This window comes from Spirulina sp. LEGE 11439, from assembly GCF_059821285.1.
Window position 1 is genome coordinate 1 of sequence record NZ_JCAMRX010000084.1, and the last position, 18,966, is coordinate 18,966.

13 protein-coding genes and 1 tRNA gene are annotated in these 18,966 nt (G+C 43.6%); 8 read left to right on the plus strand and 6 right to left on the minus strand.

Annotated features, from left to right (window positions below):
- Positions 1-29: 29 nt before the first annotated feature.
- Positions 30-395, minus strand: coding sequence for an arsenate reductase family protein (locus AC6RV6_RS28750; RefSeq protein WP_500244308.1), 366 nt, complete (start codon positions 393-395; stop codon positions 30-32).
- 65 nt (positions 396-460) lie between these two features.
- On the minus strand, positions 461-1,450 hold the full coding sequence (gene moaA / locus AC6RV6_RS28755; RefSeq protein ID WP_500244309.1) for a GTP 3',8-cyclase MoaA: 990 nt from the start codon (positions 1,448-1,450) through the stop codon (positions 461-463).
- 171 nt (positions 1,451-1,621) lie between these two features.
- On the opposite strand from moaA, the gene AC6RV6_RS28760 reads away from it, so the two are divergent.
- Positions 1,622-2,803 carry an RtcB family protein gene (locus tag AC6RV6_RS28760; RefSeq protein WP_500244310.1) on the plus strand — a complete coding sequence of 394 codons (1,182 nt, stop codon included), beginning with the start codon at positions 1,622-1,624 and terminating at the stop codon, positions 2,801-2,803.
- 285 nt (positions 2,804-3,088) lie between these two features.
- On the opposite strand, the gene AC6RV6_RS28765 is transcribed toward AC6RV6_RS28760, so the two are convergent.
- From AC6RV6_RS28765 to AC6RV6_RS28775, 3 genes are all read right to left on the minus strand, one after another.
- Positions 3,089-6,169, minus strand: coding sequence for an NACHT domain-containing protein (locus AC6RV6_RS28765; RefSeq protein ID WP_500244311.1), 3,081 nt, complete (start codon positions 6,167-6,169; stop codon positions 3,089-3,091).
- Positions 6,170-6,269: 100 nt separating this feature from the next.
- Complete coding sequence (locus AC6RV6_RS28770) at positions 6,270-7,469, minus strand: hypothetical protein (protein ID WP_500244312.1); 1,200 nt, start codon at positions 7,467-7,469, stop codon at positions 6,270-6,272.
- A 194-nt stretch (positions 7,470-7,663) separates the two neighbouring features.
- Positions 7,664-8,854 (minus strand): hypothetical protein, encoded by a 1,191-nt coding sequence (locus AC6RV6_RS28775; protein WP_500244313.1) that lies wholly within the window; start codon positions 8,852-8,854, stop codon positions 7,664-7,666.
- Between the two features lie 105 nt (positions 8,855-8,959).
- On the opposite strand from AC6RV6_RS28775, the gene AC6RV6_RS28780 reads away from it, so the two are divergent.
- The 3 genes from AC6RV6_RS28780 (at position 8,960) to AC6RV6_RS28790 (ending at position 12,305) form a co-directional block, all read left to right on the plus strand.
- A complete protein-coding gene (locus AC6RV6_RS28780; RefSeq protein ID WP_500244314.1) occupies positions 8,960-10,066 on the plus strand; it encodes a nucleotidyltransferase domain-containing protein in 1,107 nt (368 codons plus the stop codon).
- A 184-nt stretch (positions 10,067-10,250) separates the two neighbouring features.
- Positions 10,251-12,173, plus strand: a complete 1,923-nt coding sequence (ftsH, locus tag AC6RV6_RS28785) for an ATP-dependent zinc metalloprotease FtsH (protein WP_500244315.1) — start codon at positions 10,251-10,253, stop codon at positions 12,171-12,173.
- Between the two features lie 51 nt (positions 12,174-12,224).
- Positions 12,225-12,305: transfer RNA gene (locus AC6RV6_RS28790), tRNA-Leu, on the plus strand.
- Positions 12,306-12,408: 103 nt separating this feature from the next.
- Here the strand turns inward: AC6RV6_RS28790 and AC6RV6_RS28795 are convergent.
- Complete coding sequence (locus AC6RV6_RS28795; RefSeq protein ID WP_500244316.1) at positions 12,409-12,765, minus strand: bleomycin resistance protein; 357 nt, start codon at positions 12,763-12,765, stop codon at positions 12,409-12,411.
- A gap of 181 nt (positions 12,766-12,946) precedes the next feature.
- Here AC6RV6_RS28795 and AC6RV6_RS28800 point away from each other — a divergent pair, with 181 nt between their 5' ends.
- The 4 genes from AC6RV6_RS28800 to AC6RV6_RS28815 form a co-directional block, all read left to right on the plus strand.
- The gene (locus AC6RV6_RS28800) at positions 12,947-15,442 is read left to right on the plus strand and encodes a substrate-binding domain-containing protein (protein WP_500244317.1); all 2,496 of its coding nucleotides are present in this window, start codon (positions 12,947-12,949) and stop codon (positions 15,440-15,442) included.
- Between the two features lie 108 nt (positions 15,443-15,550).
- Positions 15,551-15,832: a hypothetical protein gene (locus AC6RV6_RS28805; protein ID WP_500244318.1), complete on the plus strand. Its 282-nt coding sequence runs from the start codon at positions 15,551-15,553 to the stop codon at positions 15,830-15,832.
- Positions 15,829-16,398, plus strand: coding sequence for a phage tail protein (locus AC6RV6_RS28810; protein WP_500244319.1), 570 nt, complete (start codon positions 15,829-15,831; stop codon positions 16,396-16,398). The genes AC6RV6_RS28805 and AC6RV6_RS28810 overlap by 4 nt, the downstream gene beginning before the upstream one ends.
- Positions 16,399-16,445: 47 nt before the next feature.
- Positions 16,446-18,966: hypothetical protein (locus AC6RV6_RS28815; RefSeq protein ID WP_500244320.1), on the plus strand; the 2,521-nt coding region annotated here is incomplete at its 3' end.

Genomic DNA, 18,966 nt, shown 5'->3' on the forward strand with positions numbered 1-18,966 from the left:
TTCATTTTTACTGTACTATTTATCTCTTTTTAGCACAACAACTTCGGTAGACCCGCTATTACTTCCTCCTCTTTTGCACGAAAACCTACTAAAACTGCCTTGCCATCTTTAACGATTATCGGTCGCTTAATGAGCATAGCATCTTGAGCAAATGCCTCGATCCATTGTTCATCTGTCCATGTATTTCTTTGGTCTCCCAACTCTCGATAAGAACGTCCCGATGTATTTCGCATGGCTTTAGCACTCAAAGAATTAACCCATTCTTGAATCATTTCTCGAGTGGGCGGATTTTCTTTGGTATTGATAAATTCATAAGCTAAGCCTTGACTATCCAGCCATTTCAAAGCCTTTTTACAAGTGCCACAATTAGGGATTCCGTAAATTTCTAGGGACACGATCGCTCTTCCTTAGATAGATTATATCTATAGGGATGTAGCCTGCTACATCCCTATAGATTCAATTATCCCCCAATTTGGGACATGGTTCTCGTATAATTTCCTTGTTCTGTACCGGAATCTCGCTCTTTAAAATTGATCTCTGATTTTAAAGAGAGTAAATGTCTAACTTGTTCTTTTAATTGTTGGGTTGATATTCCTGTTCTCAAACCTGTTTTTAAATCAATTTGTCCGGTTTCATTAAGCAAACAAGGGCGCAACCAACCATCGGCAGAAAGGCGCACGCGATTACAGCGATCGCAGAAACATTCAGACATCTGAGAAATAAATCCTAATGTACCTTTTGCCCCGGGTATTTTAAACACATCGGCGGGTCCATTGCCTCTAATTTCGGCACTTTCTAAGCCCCATTTTTTCCGAATATTTTGTCGCAATTCTTCCGAGGGAATCCAAGCGCGATCGCCAAACAAATTAGCATTTCCAATAGGCATAAATTCAATAAATCTCACGTGCCAATGGCGATCGCGGGTTAAGGCTGCGAGATCGGGAACTTCGCGATCGTTCAATCCCGGTATGACAACAATGTTCAATTTTAAGGGGTCAAACCCGACGCGATATGCTTCCTGTATTCCCTCCCACGTCTGCTGCCAGCGACTTTTCCCTCGATTGCCGATGATTTTGTCGAAAGTTTCGCGATCGAGGGAGTCTAGGCTAATATTGATGCGCCGCAATCCGGCATCGTACAAATCCTGTGCCATTTTCTTTAAATAGAAAGCATTGGTCGTAATGGCGATATCTTTAGTTTCTGGGAGTGTGGCGATATCTCCCACCAAATCGACGATTTCCGGACGCAAGAGGGGTTCTCCTCCCGTGAGGCGAAACTTGGTAAACCCAAGAGGAATAAACACCTCTCGCAGCAAAACGAGAATTTCTGCACGAGTCAACCAGTCTTGACGCAAGAGGTATTCGAGTTCCGATCCTTCTGGCATACAGTATTGACAGCGAAAGTTACAGCGATCGATGAGACTGATGCGAAGGTAGTCAATGGGGTTCATGCGGGTTTAGGGGCTATTTTGCTCTCGCCTATTGAGTTTAGCAACTTTTTTGTTGTCAATGCGATCGCTCTCATCTTCTTACTCCCCTAGACATATCCTCAAAAAGATTGTATTATGTTTGTAGTGCAAAATATACTCGTAATTCCCCATTGCTCATTAATAATTGAAAAGATGTCTTACGAACAGCTTAATTTATCCGTTCCCAAACCCGTTCTTTCTTGGGCAAATCACGATCTTGCTCCGAAAGAGACGCAAATGGCAAAAAATGTTGCTTCTCTCCCTTTTGTATTTAAGCACGTCGCTTTGATGCCGGATGTTCATCTAGGCAAAGGTGCATTAGTCGGGTCTGTTTTGGCGACTAAAGATGCTGTCATTCCTGCTGCTGTTGGAGTCGATATCGGCTGCGGTATGGCTGCGGTGAAACTGCCTTTTTCTGGGGATTTAGTGGAAGGAAAACTAAAGAAAATTCGCCGAGATATCGAAGCAGAGATTCCTGTGGGACGCGGTGCGAATAAAAAAATTGAAAAAGATGCGATTAATTGGCAGAGATGGAAGGAATTTAAACATCTCCATTCTGGCGTACAAGATATTAGCGATCGCGCGATAAAACAGTTGGGTTCTCTCGGAGGAGGAAATCATTTTATCGAGTTATGTCTCGATACAGAAAATAATGTTTGGTTGATGCTCCATTCTGGGTCGAGAAATATCGGTAATAAGTTGGCTCAGTGTCATATTAGCACGGCGAAGGAGTTATTAAAACTCTCAGAGCAGACGCTTCCGGATCAAGATTTGGCTTATTTTGTATCCGGGACGGAGGAGTTTAGAGCGTATTGGCACGATTTACAATGGGCGCAAGATTACGCTCGTTACAATCGGGATATTATGATGGCACGATTTAAGAAAATTGTTGAGAAGCATTTAGCAGGAGGTAAACCGACAAAGCCTTTAGTTTCGGTCAATTGTCATCACAATTATGCGGAAAAAGAAGTGCATTTTGGCGAGGAAGTTTACGTGACGCGCAAAGGTGCAGTGCGGGCGCAACAGGAAGATTACGGAATAATTCCGGGGTCGATGGGGGCGAAATCTTTTATCGTTAAAGGTAAAGGAAATTTAGAGAGTTATTGCAGTTGTAGTCACGGTGCAGGGCGAAAAATGTCCCGGACAAAGGCTAAATATCAGTTTACTCTCGATGACCTGATCGAGCAAACGCAAGGGGTAGAATGCCGCAAAGATAAAGGTGTTTTGGATGAAATTCCGGGGGCTTACAAGTCGATTGATGAGGTGATGAATCAGCAATTGGATTTGGTGGAAGTTGTGGCGACGCTTAAGCAAGTGGTTTGCGTTAAGGGTTGAATGGAAGTTAAGAAAAGCGATCGGCAATGAGGTTATTTTGCTCATTGTCGATCTGTCTTCAGTCAGTCGATCCGTCGTCGATCCGTCAGGGATTAAAAATCCCTGTCTCATATAAGAAGTCCATTGAAATGGACTAAGCTGCATCGCAAAAGTAGGGTGTTTTTTTCAATTTTAATTGAATTGCGTTGAATTTTATAATAAATTCTGTCTTGTGGATTTTCCTAATCCATTTTAATGGATTTTTCGTATGAGACGGGGATTTTCAATCCCCGGCGGATCTCGATATTAACTTGCTAATCCATACCATTGTTCCCGCAAACGAGCTAATTGATCCTCAACTAAGTTATCTTTTGTTAGTTCGGGTGGTGGTTTTGTTATTTCTCCTTCTAAAGGAATTCGATTTAATCTTAATCGCTCTAAATACATTTGACGAACCTTAACATTATTAAATGACATACAAATTCTATAGATATTTTTACTAGAAATTATATTTGGTAATTGATATTGCTGCATCTTTTTTACTTCAATATAATACTGGAGTTGATATACAAAAAAATAAAAAATGAGGAGAACCAATATAAATAAAAGAAATATAAACAAAAGTTTTCCAATGGTGGTAATAATTGAATCCACAGTTTCGATCCACAAAGAAAGCCATGGAAATAAATTATTCAAGAGATTGCCTAGGAATTTTTCTAAGATTTCCGTCAAAGTCGTCAAAAATTCATGTAATGGTATAACTAATGTTGTTAGAAGTAGTAGGGAAAAAATCTCTACGAAGTCTTTTACTGTTAATGCCTTCTTAAAGATTTCATCCCAATCCACAAAGAGACTCCAAGTAGAAAGTAACAAAGAGTACAGTATAAAAAATAAAACGATCAAATACCAATATTCTTGACTCTCTTTTCGCTGAAAAAGTATCATAACCCAAAATATAGATAATATGACTTGGAATTTAAGAAAGTGTCCCAAGAAATCACGAGATGGTAAATACGATCTCGTGATCATAACTGAATTTTCCAATCCTTTTACCAAAAGAAATGATAAAGCAATAGAAAAAGTTGTAACAATGAGTAGTTCTAAAAAACCAACTAAAAACTTAACTAAAACTATACTGGTTGTCGCAAAACAAAAAAAAGTAAAAATCTGATCGAGCAAATTTAGCCACAGAGAAAGTTTTATACCTCGAAATATATCAGATAAGCTCATACTGAAGTTAAGTTCTTGAAACCGATCTAAAAACTCGCGAGTGGATATAGTTCTGAGATAGCTGCGGATAGATGATCTTGTTTTGTGATGAATTCTGCTTAGATAACGAAAAGAATCAATAGCAGTTTCACTAACCCAAATATTTTTATATCTTAATGCTAAAATAGTTGTTGATTGTTGTCTTTGCGTATCAAGCAGAGGTATTGATTCAGCACCTATTTTTGCTATGAGCGGCTCTCCTGATTGAAGAGCTTTATTAACTAAAGCTGATAACTTGAACTGAAAACTCTCAAGAGAAAAAAAATCAGAACGAAAAGCATCTGTTAAAAACCGCAAACAATGAACGACATCACGAGCATTATTAAAATCTCCATCAAGAAATTTATCTCGATTATTGTCAATAACCGACCAACAATATTCAGCGATATCTTTACGAATTGAAGGCTCGGCAATTCCGCAATACATCACCAAACAATCCCGCCAGCGCGAATCCGTTGGAATTGCTTCAATATTGAGAAAATTATTCTTTGTTTTCCGAATTGCCTCAACCACAAAAAACTCAGCAAAACGCCGATGAACGAAGGAAAAACGAGGATTAACCCGACCACCAACCCGAACAATGCGAGAATAACGTAACGCCTCAACAACATTTTCCGCCCGATCGCGCCCCATTTCCCCTAACGCCTCCTCAACCACCCATTTAACATCCGCCTCCAGCCCAAAAGTGCCGCTACTATACATTTTTTCCGCAATAATTGCCGCGCATTTCCTCACCTCATCTCCAGTCAAATTCAACTCCCTTAACTTGGGGCGATCCGCGTCTAATCTGTTCTCAATATAGTGATTAAAAACAGCAAATAAATTCTCTGGTAACTCCTCCTCCCCCGCCGATCGCGCGTATTCTGAAATTAACTCCGCCGTAAACGGATTGCGTAACGCGGGAACTAACTCCGGTTTCTCCCGAAATAAGCGCCGAATGTAGCCATCCGTATCAATTCTGCGCCCTAATAGCCAAGTTTTCATCGCTTGGCGAATTTGCGACTCGCGAAACGGACGCAACATTAAGCGAGTTCCCTTTACTCCCACAGGGGCGCGAAAATGGCGAGAAGAGAGAACCGCCCGACAAGACTGAATCTCCTGCGTGAAAAAGCGACTGAATGCTCTTGAGGTGTTTTTATGAGCATCGCTGCGATCGTCGCAGTCCAACACCGAGGGCAACTCGTCAAAAGAATCAATCACAAAAAATAGCTGACTGTTCTTTCTAAATTGGTCGTACCAAGTATCCAAAAACGATCGCCCGTCTCGTCCCGTTTGTCGATACGCCTCCTCCTTGATAAACTCAACCAGTCCCTCTGTCGTCAATTGCCGATGGGGAGGATATTCCCGCAAATTCACATAAACCGGAACGACTCCCGTCGTTTTCGCCTGCTGGCATAACTCCCGCACTAAACGCCGCAGAGAGACGCTTTTTCCCGAACCCGGATCCCCCAACACCACAAACGTCTCGGAAAAGCGATCGCGTCGAATAGCCGCCACCAAATCTTTAACAATTCTCGGGCGCATCCGGCTATTTCGTTCTGTTTCTACTTCCGCTTCGAGAGGTGTAAGATCGCGATCGCTCCAATTCACATCGCGATCGTAGCGATCCAACTCCGCCACCAAAGCTGTACAATAGCGCTCTAAACTCTTGTCAAAATCGGCGCGATCGCTGTCGGGTAAGATATTTTTTGCCCCTTGGGGAACGGGGCTGATATCCTGCGATCGCCACGCAATATTTAAACTCACAATCGTTAAGCAAACAAAACTTTGCGCGATGAGAGAATACCAAAGGGGATCCCCGAGTTCGAGATGCAACCATTGATTGAGAATAGCGATCGCGATCGCTGTCAAGGGATTAGAGGGCAGAAAATACAATACAGAGGTTGCGTATAAGGTCGCTAAACTGGCAAGCTGAACCCGCGTTTGTCCAGTAATACCTGGAATAAACATCCGTCGCAAGAACCACCCTACAATGAGTAAAGGAAGCGGGAGTAAAAGCCCCCAAATCGGAGTAATAAAAAATGCGCCCAAAAAAGATAGGCTAACAATGAGCAGACAAAAGATGACAAATGCTTGTAACCTCTGTTGTGGGGGAAGCACGATCGCAACATAACTCATTCAACGCTACAATTTTAATCGTAAATCTCCATTGTTAACCAGTATTACAAGGTCAGAGCGCAAGCATTGCACCTCTACGATGAATCGCTCTCTCTCTCGCTTAAACCCCATAAGCGCGACGACGTTCATAGAGAATATTAGCCAACAAACGTAGCGAAGAATAAGCCGCCGCAAACTGTTCCCCGCTCATTTTATCTAACGATCGCCGATCGCTTAAATCAATCCCCAAGGAAGAAACAACTTCACTCGCTTTGGAATTCTTATTTCCCTGCGATCGCTGCAAATAATAATGACTGGTGAGGTGAAAAACCATCCCTTCTCCATAGTTAAACGCAACCACAAGCGGATCTTCTTGATAACGCTTGCCCATTTCTTCACTTCGCATGAGAATTTGTACGCGATCGCTCTTGATTTCGATAGGATAAGACGATCCTTCCAACCACCAAGAAATAACTTGTCCGGGGACTTCAACACCTCTCGTATAAACACTATCGGGATTCACCCAAGAAACCGGAACGACATCATCTCTGGTTTGGACTTGATTCCATTGGCAGGTTTCCGGAAATGCTCGTTGCAAGGTGGTTTCTAATGCCCAATCCGTGGTAATCAACGTCCCGCCATTAATGACAAAACGGCGAATTACTTCAATTCCTTTTGCTGAAAATGACCCCGGACAATTAATAATTAAAACTTGATCGGCACGCAAAGGAAGCGTCACAGCAACTTGACAAGGAACGATACGATAAGTCAGTCCCAAAGCATCAAGAACTTGTTGAACTTTGTCATATTCACCCAAAGTGACGACAATTTCACCCCCCGTAAAATCTCCCGACTCTTTTGCCATTCCTTCTCGTTGTAAGGCTTCGCGAACTAAAGGAGCCGTTGTACTGTAAGCTTGTGCCATATCATCATCAAAACGTCGCCGTGCTTGTAATGTATGGGTGCGATCGCGATACCAACCATGAATATAATCGACAGTATCTGCGAGAGTTTTTAGAGGTAGTTTGTGCAAAAGTTGGCGAGAAAATTGCCGACTTTTTAAATCTGCTCCTGTTGCCAATAATGCCAAACCGACGCTTAAATGAGTGCTAGTGGGTTCGGTATCGGCGAAAAAGGAAAGAAAGCGTTTATAGTCGTCGGGACTGGCTGTTAATAACTCCCGATGATTGATTTCAAGCGTGTCTAGATCTCGCACTCGCGTCCCCAAAATTTGCCCGAGAAGATGTTCGACGCGATCGCGAGAAACTTGAGGTGTAATATTCTGATTTGTTGTCTCTTGATTGGTGCTATCTCGATTCATTGTAAAAAAAATATCCGCACGAGTTGTAGAAGCTCATTAGCTGAGCAGGTAAGACTTCTACGGTCGGGTACGGATATCTCCATAATAACAGAAAAAAGTGAAATTGGGTGAGTTATGTCTCAAATTTTTGGGATGATTTTGAACCCGATAAAAAAGCGCTAAAATGCCGAGAAGTGTTCCCCTAGAATTGAAGACTAAGAGGCAAGAGGATAGTTCAAAATTTGGCTAATAATATCGTTGTTTTGTTGTCCCGCTAAACTGGGAATTAGGGCATTCAGCCCGATAAAATGGCGATCGACGTTAAAGATCGTGTAACCCAATTGAACATTTTTGAGGTCAACGGCAAGTTGACGGCTACTATCAGGAGGCTGTACTAAGTTGATACTTGGATAGCAGGACAAAACTTGACGATAGCGGGCGATCGCACCAGCTAAACGCGGCGCATGATTTTCATAACCATCGCTGACAATAACGAGACGTTGAATTTTCGTTCCTGAATTAGTGAGACGATTTACGCCAACCCCCAAAGAACTGATATAAGAACTCTCTCTTACAGGAAATCGCATCATATTGCGCCAAACTCCCACATCTGCACCCCGTTGAATGTCAAGGGGACGGGCATCGCGATCGCAAGCAATGACCACCAATTCGCTATCTTCAGTCAGAGCAATATCCAGTTGAAAAGCCACTCGGGCGGCAATTTCTACACAGTCTCCCTCTCGTGGCATAGATGCAGAAACATCAATGATGAGGGCGGTATTTCCCGATAAAGTTAGATTTTCAGGGTTTTGCGTTTGCGCGAGGGCAAAAACGGCACGAGATAAGTCCCGATCCAAATTCGCCTTGCGGACGATCGCTTCTGCTTGTTGGTAAGAAAGGGACTGAAATTTTTCTTCTTCAATGGCTTGCAACCGTCGCAAAAGTTCCTCTCGCAATTCCCCTTGAAGTAAGCCCCGTCGACCCATTAACGGCAATCTGGCCAACAATTCCTCGGGCGAAAGGGATGCGATCGCGGCTACAATCACCTCGGGGGGCATCGATCCCAAAGCAGATTCAACAAGGAGGAAAGGAAGGCGATATTGACGCACTAAATTTGCCGCAACTTCGGGGTTTTTCTCTTTGGCAATCTGGCGCAGTGCCTGTAAGGATGTTCCTTCTGGTGGCTTATTCTCAAAAAGAACGGCTTGGGCATAAGGATCGGGCTTAATATGCAGTAAAGCATACAGGCGCTTGAGACGGGCGCGATTTTCGAGGAGGAGGCGATCGAAGGTCTCGCGATCGCTTTCCAATTCTCGCAATCGTTGACGTACTAGGGTACGCACGAATTTAGGAACGTTTTTAAATAATCCTCGTTTGTCTTTAAGTGTTTCGACTTTTTGGTTCATGGGAGGGAGAAATTAAAAAGTAACGAGTAAAGAGCAGAGAAGTCTCGATTACCCATTATCCAATTCATGCTACAATCATAATACATAATTTTCATAAAAGTAAAGATGAACCGCTTAGAAATTGAATCTCGCACGATTCTTATTGCTTTAACGGGATCGCGAGGCTACAAACTGGCAACAGACCTTTCCGATTATGATTATCGGGGAGTTTTTATTGCTTCGCAACCTTATTATTTGGGATTCAGCGCGATCGAACAAAAGGATAAAGGTTGGCGAGAAGAACTCGAAAATGCGAAGTTTCCTTTTTTGTCCGAAGATACCAGTATTTACGAACTGCGAAAGTTTTTAAAACTCTCCGTAGATAATAATCCTAATATTCTCGAACTGCTTTGGTTTAAAGATTTTGTACATTTAACTGAAGTGGGAGAAATTTTGCTGCAACATCGAGCCATGTTTCTTTCCAAGCGCGTTAAAAATACTTATTCGGGATATGGATACGCGCAAATTAAAAAACTAGAAACTCATCGTCGTTGGTTATTGAATCCTCCTACGGCAAAACCAACCATTGAAGAATTTGGCTTGACGGATACACCACCGTTAACGATGAATGAAATTACGACATTTTTGGAATATCTTTATCAATTAGTGCGCGATCGCATTGAATTTCTCGAACCCGCCGAAAAACTTTATCATCTCTTAGTCGCTGAAATTGATTACAAAGGTATTTTAAAACAGCATACTTTACCCGAAGAAGTATTAGATTATACGCAAAAATTAACCAATAGCACTTCTGACTTTATCAAACTCCTACACAAAAGTCAGCGCTATCGCACGGCTTGCCGAGAATATAAAAACTATCAGCAATGGAAGCAAAATCGCAATCCCAAACGAGCGGAAATGGAAGCAAAAACCGGCTATGATTGCAAGTTTGCCATGCAGGCGATTCGCCTTTTAAGAACGGGAATTGAAGTATTAAAAACTCACAATTTAATTGTAGATCGTCGAGAAGCAGGGGATGCAGAAGAATTACTTGCCATTAAGCGCGGAGAATTCAATTATGATGAGGTGATGAAAATTGCCAATGACCTTTATAAAGGGTTAGATGATGCTTATGGCGAATCGACCTTGCGCGATCGCGTGGATAAAGAAGCCGTCAATCAACTCTGTATCGATCTCGTCACTAAAATGGGCTTTTCAATGAACAATGAATAGCGATCGCAAAAAGATTGCCTTGAATATCTGAGTCCCGGCTAGCCGCAGTAGCACTCGTCCTCGCGCCGATCTCTATTCCTCCCCTTCCGTCAGGCTTCTCGATTTTCAGCTAAAATAGTTAGAAATTGCGCGATCGCGTTACGCATCGCAATACAATCGACAAGCAACTTTGATGAATTTCTCCATGAAAGGGCATACTTTGGAAAACCAGCATTTAGTTAATTCTGACGGTTATTCTGCAAACACCCGTCGAAAACCTCGTCTCCGTCCCCTCTTAAATATTGCCGCTACATGGATTCTCCTTCAGAGTTGCCTGAGTGGACTCCCCGCGATCGCCCAAGAGAAAAAAGAACCCCTCTCCTACAGCCAACTTTTAGAAAAAGTTGAAGCTGGAAACGTTCTCAATGTCGAACTCGACCCCTCAACAGGAATGGCCAAAGTTGAGATTCGCGGTGAAGAAGACCTCGTTAAAATTAAATTGTTCGACAAGAACCCCGAATTGATCGAAAAGTTACGCGAAAAGGATATCGAGGTTGACGTGCAGCCCTCTGGGGATTCTGCTGCAACCTTGGGACTCATTGCTAATCTCTCCCTTTTGTTTATTCTTTTCGTCATCGTCATTATGATTTTGCGGCGATCGGCGGCTTCTTCCGGTCAAGCGCTAAATTTCGGCAAATCTCGGGCGCGGTTTCAAATGGAAGCCAAAACAGACATCATGTTTGCTGATGTGGCCGGAATTGACGAAGCCAAAGAAGAATTACAAGAAGTGGTCAGCTTCCTCAAAGAAACCGAACGCTTTACCTCCATTGGTGCCAGGATTCCCAAAGGAGTCTTACTGATCGGTCCTCCCGGTACGGGAAAAACCCTTCTCGCCAAAGCCGTTGCCGGAGAAGCAGGGGTTCCTTTCTTTAGCATATCGGGATCGGAATTCGTAGAAATGTTTGTCGGGGTGGGCGCTTCCCGAGTGCGGGATCTTTTCCGCAAAGCCAAGGAAAATGCCCCTTGTTTGATTTTCATCGATGAAATTGATGCAGTCGGTCGCCAACGAGGAGCCGGGATCGGGGGAGGAAATGACGAACGAGAACAGACTCTCAACCAACTTCTCACCGAAATGGATGGGTTTGAAGGGAATACAGGCATCATTGTTATTGCTGCCACCAACCGCCCCGATGTTTTGGACTCCGCCTTATTGCGTCCCGGTCGCTTCGATCGCCAAGTCACCGTCGATTTACCCGGATACAAGGGGCGTTTGGGGATTTTGGAAGTTCATGCCAAAACCAAAAAAATCTCGTCAGAAGTCTCTTTTGAACAGATTGCTCGCAAAACACCGGGATTATCGGGGGCAGATCTGGCCAACTTACTCAACGAAGCCGCAATTTTAACCGCCCGCCGTCGCAAAGAAGAAGTGACCTCCCTCGAAATTGACGATGCGATCGATCGCGTCACTATCGGCATGACCCTCAACCCTCTACTCGATGGCAAGAAAAAGCGCCTTATTGCCTATCACGAGGTCGGTCACGCCCTATTAATGACCCTGCTGGAAAATACTTTTCCTTTGAATAAAGTCACGATTATTCCGCGATCGGGTGGCATTGGCGGATTTGCTCAACCTCTATTAGACGAAGATGCCCTCGATAGTGGCAATTCCAGTCGTGCCGTCTTGCTCGATCTCATTACCGTTTACCTTGGAGGCCGGGCGGCAGAACAAGAGGTCTTTGGGGACGCAGAAGTAACGATCGGAGCCTTGAGCGATGTTCGTGCGGTTGCTAATATTGCGCGGGAAATGGTGACGCGCTACGGGATGTCAGATTTGGGTCCTCTCGCTCTAGAAGGCCCTAGTAATGAGGTTTTCTTGGGAGGAGGTTGGCAACCTCGAGCGGAGTATTCCGAAGAAGTCGCCGCGAAAATCGATCGCGCCGTGCGTGTATTAGCATTGGAGGGATATGAAAAAGCTCGAGAAATTATGCGCTTGCATCGCCCAATTATGGATCGCCTCGTCGATCTCTTGATCGACCAAGAAACCGTTGAGGGAGATGAATTCCGCAAAATTGTGTCCGGTTATGTGAAGTTGCCCAAAAAACAACGGGAACTCTCTTTAGCAAAATAATTGCCACTTCCGCGCGAAATCTGTTATACTCGATAACTGTCAAACAAAAGCGCGGATGTGGTGGAATTGGTAGACACGCACGCTTGAGGGGCGTGTGGCTAGCCCGTGCGAGTTCGAGTCTCGCCATCCGCATCAAACTGAAAAGTTAAAGCTGAAAAGTACAATTTCAAACCTCAAAAAACCTCATAGAACTGGAAAATTTTCCAGTTCTATTTTTTATCTCATCTAATAGCAATTAATTTTCCTCAGTTTCAGGCAAGTCACTACCGATACGATGGCAATGACCGTTAATATCCTCAATGGTAAATTCTCGCACGCCCCAAGGTTTATCTTCTAACTCTCTCGATATCTTTGCGCCGCTTTTTTTATATTCTTGATAAACGGCATCCACATCATCTACACTCCAATAAGAACCCAATCCCGAGGTAATTGTTGTCTCCAGACTAAAAAACAAACAAACGCGATCGCGAGACACCGAACCGAAATCATCGTACCAAATCCAATCAATCTTAAATCCCAAAACTTCTTGAAAATACTTTTGGGTAGCAGCAACATCACCAACCGGAAAAATGGGCGTACAATTTGCAAACATGGGTTTTCTGGCTCTCCTACACTAACTACAAATTTAGTACATATAAACCATATTGTCAAACTAAGAAATATTAAGTTGACGCGATCGCCCGCATAAATTCGACTATCGGACATGGGCAGACCTCCCGAAGACCGATAAAATTTGGGAAGTCAGACTCAAAACCTGTTTTAGGACGCGCCACATGGGAATTATCAACGACATTAAAAGCCGGGAAGTGAGCGGTCTGGGCGATCGCTTTAACCTCTTCTTTAGCGTATTTATGGATCGTGCCGCAGGAGTCATACCGGCACGCTATCGCTGGATCGTCCCTTCTCTCCTCGAAAATGTCTCCCTTCCCATCGCCGAATTTCCCGAGGTCAAGCAAGAAGTCATCAATAAACTCAGGGGTATCGAAACCGAAGAAACTGTCGCTATTGAAGTCGAACCTCCTCCCTTCAAATCCCTTTATACCGCTTATCGGTGCGTGCGTTCTAATCCTTTTATCTGCGAGTGGCAGCAAAAAACCCTGGATGATAACCTCCAAGCGACCCATTGTTCTCGCTGTAGCTTTCCTTTGCAACTCCCTGCCGATGCAAAAGTATTGGGGATGCGCGGTACCTATCAAGTGGAAGGCTACTTCAAACCTCGCAATCGAGGGCGATTGTACCGCGCCATCGACCTCAGCGATCGCGAACCCGTCGTGATTAAAGAGTATCTCCTCCCCAAACGCTATTTCAGCCGCAACGAAACCCGGTTTCGACAAACTAACTTTATTAACTTTACCGGTATCGATCTCGCCGACGGTCGCTATCAAGACGTGCGGATCATTTCTCCCGATGATGCGATCGCCCCCACAGGAGAAGAACGATGCTATCTCATTACCCGAGGAACCTTAGCAAGTTATCCTGATTTGGCGAGTTATATTGACGAAACTGGGGCGCTTTCTCAAAAACAAGTTCGCATTGCCCTGACACAAGTTTTACAAAGTTTAGAATTTCTCCACGGGCAAAAATTTCGCCTTCCCAATGGCATCTTGCGAGAAGGCTTAATTCATGGCAATATTTCCCTCGAAAGTTTGCTCCTCGTTCCGACTTTTCAGGGTTTTTATATTTATCTGACTGATTTGGCAGTCTGGGAAAATTTATTTCTTCCTCCAGCAAGAATGAAAGAAGAAATTTCCGTCAAACGAGACTTATACAATCTCGGTTTAGTCGCCTTTTATCTCCTTGCCGGACGCAGCACCGATCCCCAAACCCATCGTCCTCTCGATCCGAGTTTTAACGACCACTGGCCTCCTGTTAATTCCCAATTAAAACACTTTATTTTATCTTTAATTGGTTTGACTCCCCTTATTTTTACCAGTGCGGCAGAAGCCCGTCGAGAACTCTTAAAACTGCCACCTCTCGAAGAAGTGACTCAAGTTGAAAAACCAGAAGGAGAGGAAGAGGTCAAGCCGAAAAAACGAAAAGGTCGAGGACAATTATGGCTCTTTTTAGGTAGTTTATTGGGAGTTTCGTTACTCATTGTTTTAATTTGGTATCTGCTCAACCGATCGCGGCGAATTCGCAGTGCAGCAACCCCTCCGACTTGTTGTATCGAACAAGTGGCAGGATTAAATCCCGGTAAATATGTTTTTAGCGGTGAAAGGCATGGAGTTTGGTCTTATGTTTGGCTGCAAAAGAATTTAATTGCAAAAGGAATTTCTTTAGAGGAAGAATTTTTAACGCGGATTAATCCTCCTCAAGAAGGAGAAGAAGAGGCCGTAATTCCAGAAGCAGAAGTTTCGACCGATGCCAATACTGCTTCTACAAATACCGATGCTGAGTCTGCCAATACTCCCGTACAAATTCCCGAACCCGAGTATAATTTGATTTATTCTCCTGCTCCTACTGCCACAAAAGCGATCGCTAAAATTCGTAACTTTGAAGCAGATTTTGCGGTGAGTAGTTTGTTTCGCAATTTAGGAATTGATTTATGGTTCGAGCGTTTTGCCTATGATGCGATCGCGGTTTATGTTTCTTTTAGCTATGCCGAACGCCAAAATAGTTTACCGGAAAAATTACGAGGACAGATTACTTTTAAGCAATTACGTCGCCTTTATACCGGAGAAATCACCAATTGGCAAGAACTTGGCGGACCCGACTTGGCTGTTAAACTTTATATTCCCGATGATGAAGAAGCAGTAACAATTTTTGAGCAACGAGTTTTGCGAAATGATGAGGCGATCGCCGCCTTTCGAGACCTCGTAGAATTAAATGTGGAACGTAGTGCGGTGAGTACGCAAATTACCCGTTTATCGACGTTTAAAACCTTTAATGCTGTCATTCAAGATTTTGAAGACCGACAAGTAGGAGGCATTGCTTTTGGTAGTCTCAGCAAAGTTTTTGGTCAATGTTCTGTTTATCCTTTGGCGATCGGCAAGGGTAAAAACACGCCCGTTTCCCCTTTAATGATGAATAATGGCTCTCCCATCAGCCCTCAAACCGATCTGTGCAACGAAAAAGGGAGTTATTTTCTTAATCGCAAGGCTGTTCGCGAGAAACGCTATCCTTTGTCTTATGCCTTGGCTATTGTCTATCCACGCGATAATCGTCGCAAACCCATCGGACTGACTTTTATTGAGGTTCTCAAGACCATCGAAGCACAAACCTTATTAGAGCAAGCAGGTTTAGTTCCTCTCGAAGATCCCCAACAGTAATTTTGTCGCTCTCAAAACCCAATTATTCGACTTTTGGCTAGCGATCGCAAGCCGCGAGTTTGTTTATGATGGAAAGAAGTTGTTGGATTGCAGGAGAGTGCAAGCAAAATGAAAGTCAAATCTACAATCCCTTTGGTTCTGCATGGGGATGCTAGCGGTACCATTGGCTTTGCCAAATTTTCAGAAGCGGATAGCGATCTTCTCGAAGAATCTTGCAATTGTTCGTGTACTGATGAACCGCCCAGTTCCGTTGCTGAATTTGCTACTGAAGTGATGGAAAATCCTCTCTTAATGCAAAAGTTAGGCGATCGAGTATATGAATTAATGATAGAAGACTTGGCCAATCAACGCGAGCGCTATTGGAACTATAGAAGAGGACTGTTACGATGACCGATACGACGATTCGAGATTACAACTATATTACTGTCAACCGCTTTTATGTGGAAATGCAGGAAAGCAGTTATATTAGTGCGAGTTTTAATGAGATTTCTGGTTTATCAGCCACTCTCGAACATGATATTTTCTATGAAGGGGGAGTTAACAATCAACAGAGAGTGATGTTGAAAGATGTTAAGTTTTCCAATGTTTCTTTGAAGCGAGGAATGTCTAATGATTTGGTGTTTTTGGGTTGGGCGAGCAGTTTATTTAGCACTCTTGAATCGGCAGGAAGCGATACACAAAATATCAACGAATATCGCCGCAATATTAACATTTTACTTTTTAATCAAGCAGGGGAAACGATTCAAACTTGGACGCTGATCGGGGCGATCCCGGTAAAGTGGCAAGCACCGAGTTTGCAAGCAGACGGTACGAGCGTCGCGATCGAAGAATTAGAACTCGCTTATGAGGGTTTGAAAATTTATGTTAATAACACGCTGAGTTCGAGTTCTTCCAGTAGCGGGGCAACAATTCATTCGAGCGGGCGAGATTCGACTGGCTTTTTTGCAAGTAATTAATTTATTATTGGTTATTTGTTGTTGGTTATTTGTTGTTGATTATTATTATGAAAAAATCTTTAGGAAAAAACTATTTACAGCCTAAATTTCTCTATCCTTTGGGAGCAAGACCGCTCTCAACATTGACTACATCTACTTTTGTCTTGCAAGCATTGCGCGATCGCCCGGAACTGGCTTCGTCTCTCCCAGATATCAATGTTTTTACACAATTTCGGCAACATCCGTTTATTGTTAAGTCTTTGCCCGCAGGTTCTCTAAGAAATATTCAACCGCAATGGCAAGGAAATAATTGGTCTGACTTTTCTCCTGTTAGTAATGCTACTGACAATCGTGAATCGAGCGCCGTTCAGTATCCTAATAGTTCGGAGGCGATCGCTAATTCTAACCCTCAGCAAATTTCTCCTAATTTAGAAAGATACAATCAACAACTCCAACAACAAAATCCCCAACAAATTCCCCCCCATTTACAAAAATTTGTTGCTCCTAATTCTCCTCAGTCTCCTCCTGCGACACCGGGACAAACTCCTGTTACTCCTCCCTCAAGTCCTCCGCAATCAAAACCCAGTCGTTTTAACCAACATCCCGGAACTCAAGCCCCAGCTAACATTCAGCGTGATATCGCCGCACAAAATACGACTTCTCCTTCTCAAGGAAATGAGGCGATCGCTAATTCTAACCCTCAGCAAATTTCTCCTAATTTAGAAAGATACAATCAACAACTCCAACAACAAAATCCCCAACAAATTCCCCCCCATTTACAAAAATTTGTTGCTCCTAATTCTCCTCAGTCTCCTCCTGCGACACCGGGACAAACTCCTGTTACTCCTCCCTCAAGTCCTCCGCAATCAAAACCCAGTCGTTTTAACCAACATCCCGGAACTCAAGCCCCAGCTAACATTCAGCGTGATATCGCCGCACAAAATACGACTTCTCCTTCTCAAGGAAATGAGGCGATCGCTAATTCTAACCCTCAACAAATTTCTCCTAATTTAGAAAGATACAATCAGCAACTCCAACAACAAATTCCCCAACAAATTCCCCCCCATTTACAAAAATTTGTTGCTCCTCAGTCTCCTCCTGCGACACCGGGACAAACTCCTGTTACTCCTCCCTCAAGTCCTCCGCAATCAAAACCCAGTCGTTTTAACCAACATCCCGGAACTCAAGCCCCAGCTAACATTCAGCGTGATATCGCCGCACAAAATACGGCTTCTCCTTCTCAAGGAAATGAGGCGATCGCTAATTCTAACCCTCAACAAATTTCTCCTAATTTAGAAAGATACAATCAGCAACTCCAACAACAAATTCCCCAACAAATTCCCCCCCATTTACAAAAATTTGTTGCTCCTCAGTCTCCTCCTGCGACACCGGGACAAACTCCTGTTACTCCTCCCTCAAGTCCTCCGCAATCAAAACCCAGTCGTTTTAACCAACATCCCGGAACTCAAGCCCCAGCTAACATTCAGCGTGATATCGCCGCACAAAATACGGCTTCTCCTTCTCAAGGAAATGAGGCGATCGCTAATTCTAACCCTCAGCAAATTCCCTCTCATTTACAAAAATTTGTTGCTCCTCAGTCTCCTCCTGCGACACCGGGACAAACTCCTGTTACTCCTCCCTCAAGTCCTCCGCAATCAAAACCCAGTCGTTTTGACCAACATCCCGGAACTCAAGCCCCAGCTAACATTCAGAGGGATATCGCCGCGCAAAATACGGCTTCTCCTTCTCAATCCAGACAACAGCCGCAGTCAACAAAACAAAGCTCTCCTCGGCGATCTTGGCTGGAACAAGCGCGAGCAAATTTGACGACAAAGCTAGAAAACACTCAAGATACTCAAGACTTTAGAGGAGCCGATCCGACAAGCATACAAAGAGTTGAACAAACTGAAACGACTCTTCCTGCACCCTCAACCCGAGATGTGGCTAACAGCGATCGCTCTAATTCTCCTCAAATGCGATCGGACACGGGAAATGCTGGAGAGTTTGCCTCAACGTCCAATTTACCCTCAACCTTACAAAAGTACATTCAATCCAAATCTGATACCTCTGAAACATTGGGAAAGGAGGAACAACAGAGAGATCGACCTCCACCCAGTTCATTTCCAGAGAAAGCAAATCAGAAAAATCCAATTAATGAGCAACTTCAAGGTGCGATTACCCAAACTGAGTCCGAAATTGTCCCAGAACAATCCGACTCAACCCCTGTAGATGATTTATCTCAAGCGGAGGGATATTTAAGCGATCGGCAAGAATCTGAGATGTCTAATCCTTTGGATGTAATATCATCAGAGCCAGCTTTCCTCTCGATCGCAGAAAATCAACTGCAACAACCGAGCAAAACCCAAAACGGAGAGGCTTCAAGTAAGCGATCTCCTGGTGCTTTAGGTTCGTTAAAAAATTTAGCCCAACGCATTTTTAGAAAAAGTAATGATGCGAACATCCCAAAACCGCAAAATTTGACAGCTAATCGCGATCGAGAACAATCTGTTTCTTCTATTCCAACCGATACACCGACCCAGGAATCTCTTCAAGAACCATCTCCCTCTCCCACTTCAGAAACAGTAACCT

Coding starts and splice junctions, on each gene's coding strand:
- moaA (WP_500244309.1), bottom strand. CDS start 1,450: ATGAACCCCATTGACTACCTTCGCATCAGTCTCATCGATCGCTGTAAC.
- AC6RV6_RS28760 (WP_500244310.1), top strand. CDS start 1,622: ATGTCTTACGAACAGCTTAATTTATCCGTTCCCAAACCCGTTCTTTCT.
- AC6RV6_RS28765 (WP_500244311.1), bottom strand. CDS start 6,169: ATGAGTTATGTTGCGATCGTGCTTCCCCCACAACAGAGGTTACAAGCA.
- AC6RV6_RS28770 (WP_500244312.1), bottom strand. CDS start 7,469: ATGAATCGAGATAGCACCAATCAAGAGACAACAAATCAGAATATTACA.
- AC6RV6_RS28775 (WP_500244313.1), bottom strand. CDS start 8,854: ATGAACCAAAAAGTCGAAACACTTAAAGACAAACGAGGATTATTTAAA.
- AC6RV6_RS28780 (WP_500244314.1), top strand. CDS start 8,960: ATGAACCGCTTAGAAATTGAATCTCGCACGATTCTTATTGCTTTAACG.
- ftsH (WP_500244315.1), top strand. CDS start 10,251: ATGAAAGGGCATACTTTGGAAAACCAGCATTTAGTTAATTCTGACGGT.
- AC6RV6_RS28795 (WP_500244316.1), bottom strand. CDS start 12,765: ATGTTTGCAAATTGTACGCCCATTTTTCCGGTTGGTGATGTTGCTGCT.
- AC6RV6_RS28800 (WP_500244317.1), top strand. CDS start 12,947: ATGGGAATTATCAACGACATTAAAAGCCGGGAAGTGAGCGGTCTGGGC.
- AC6RV6_RS28805 (WP_500244318.1), top strand. CDS start 15,551: ATGAAAGTCAAATCTACAATCCCTTTGGTTCTGCATGGGGATGCTAGC.
- AC6RV6_RS28810 (WP_500244319.1), top strand. CDS start 15,829: ATGACCGATACGACGATTCGAGATTACAACTATATTACTGTCAACCGC.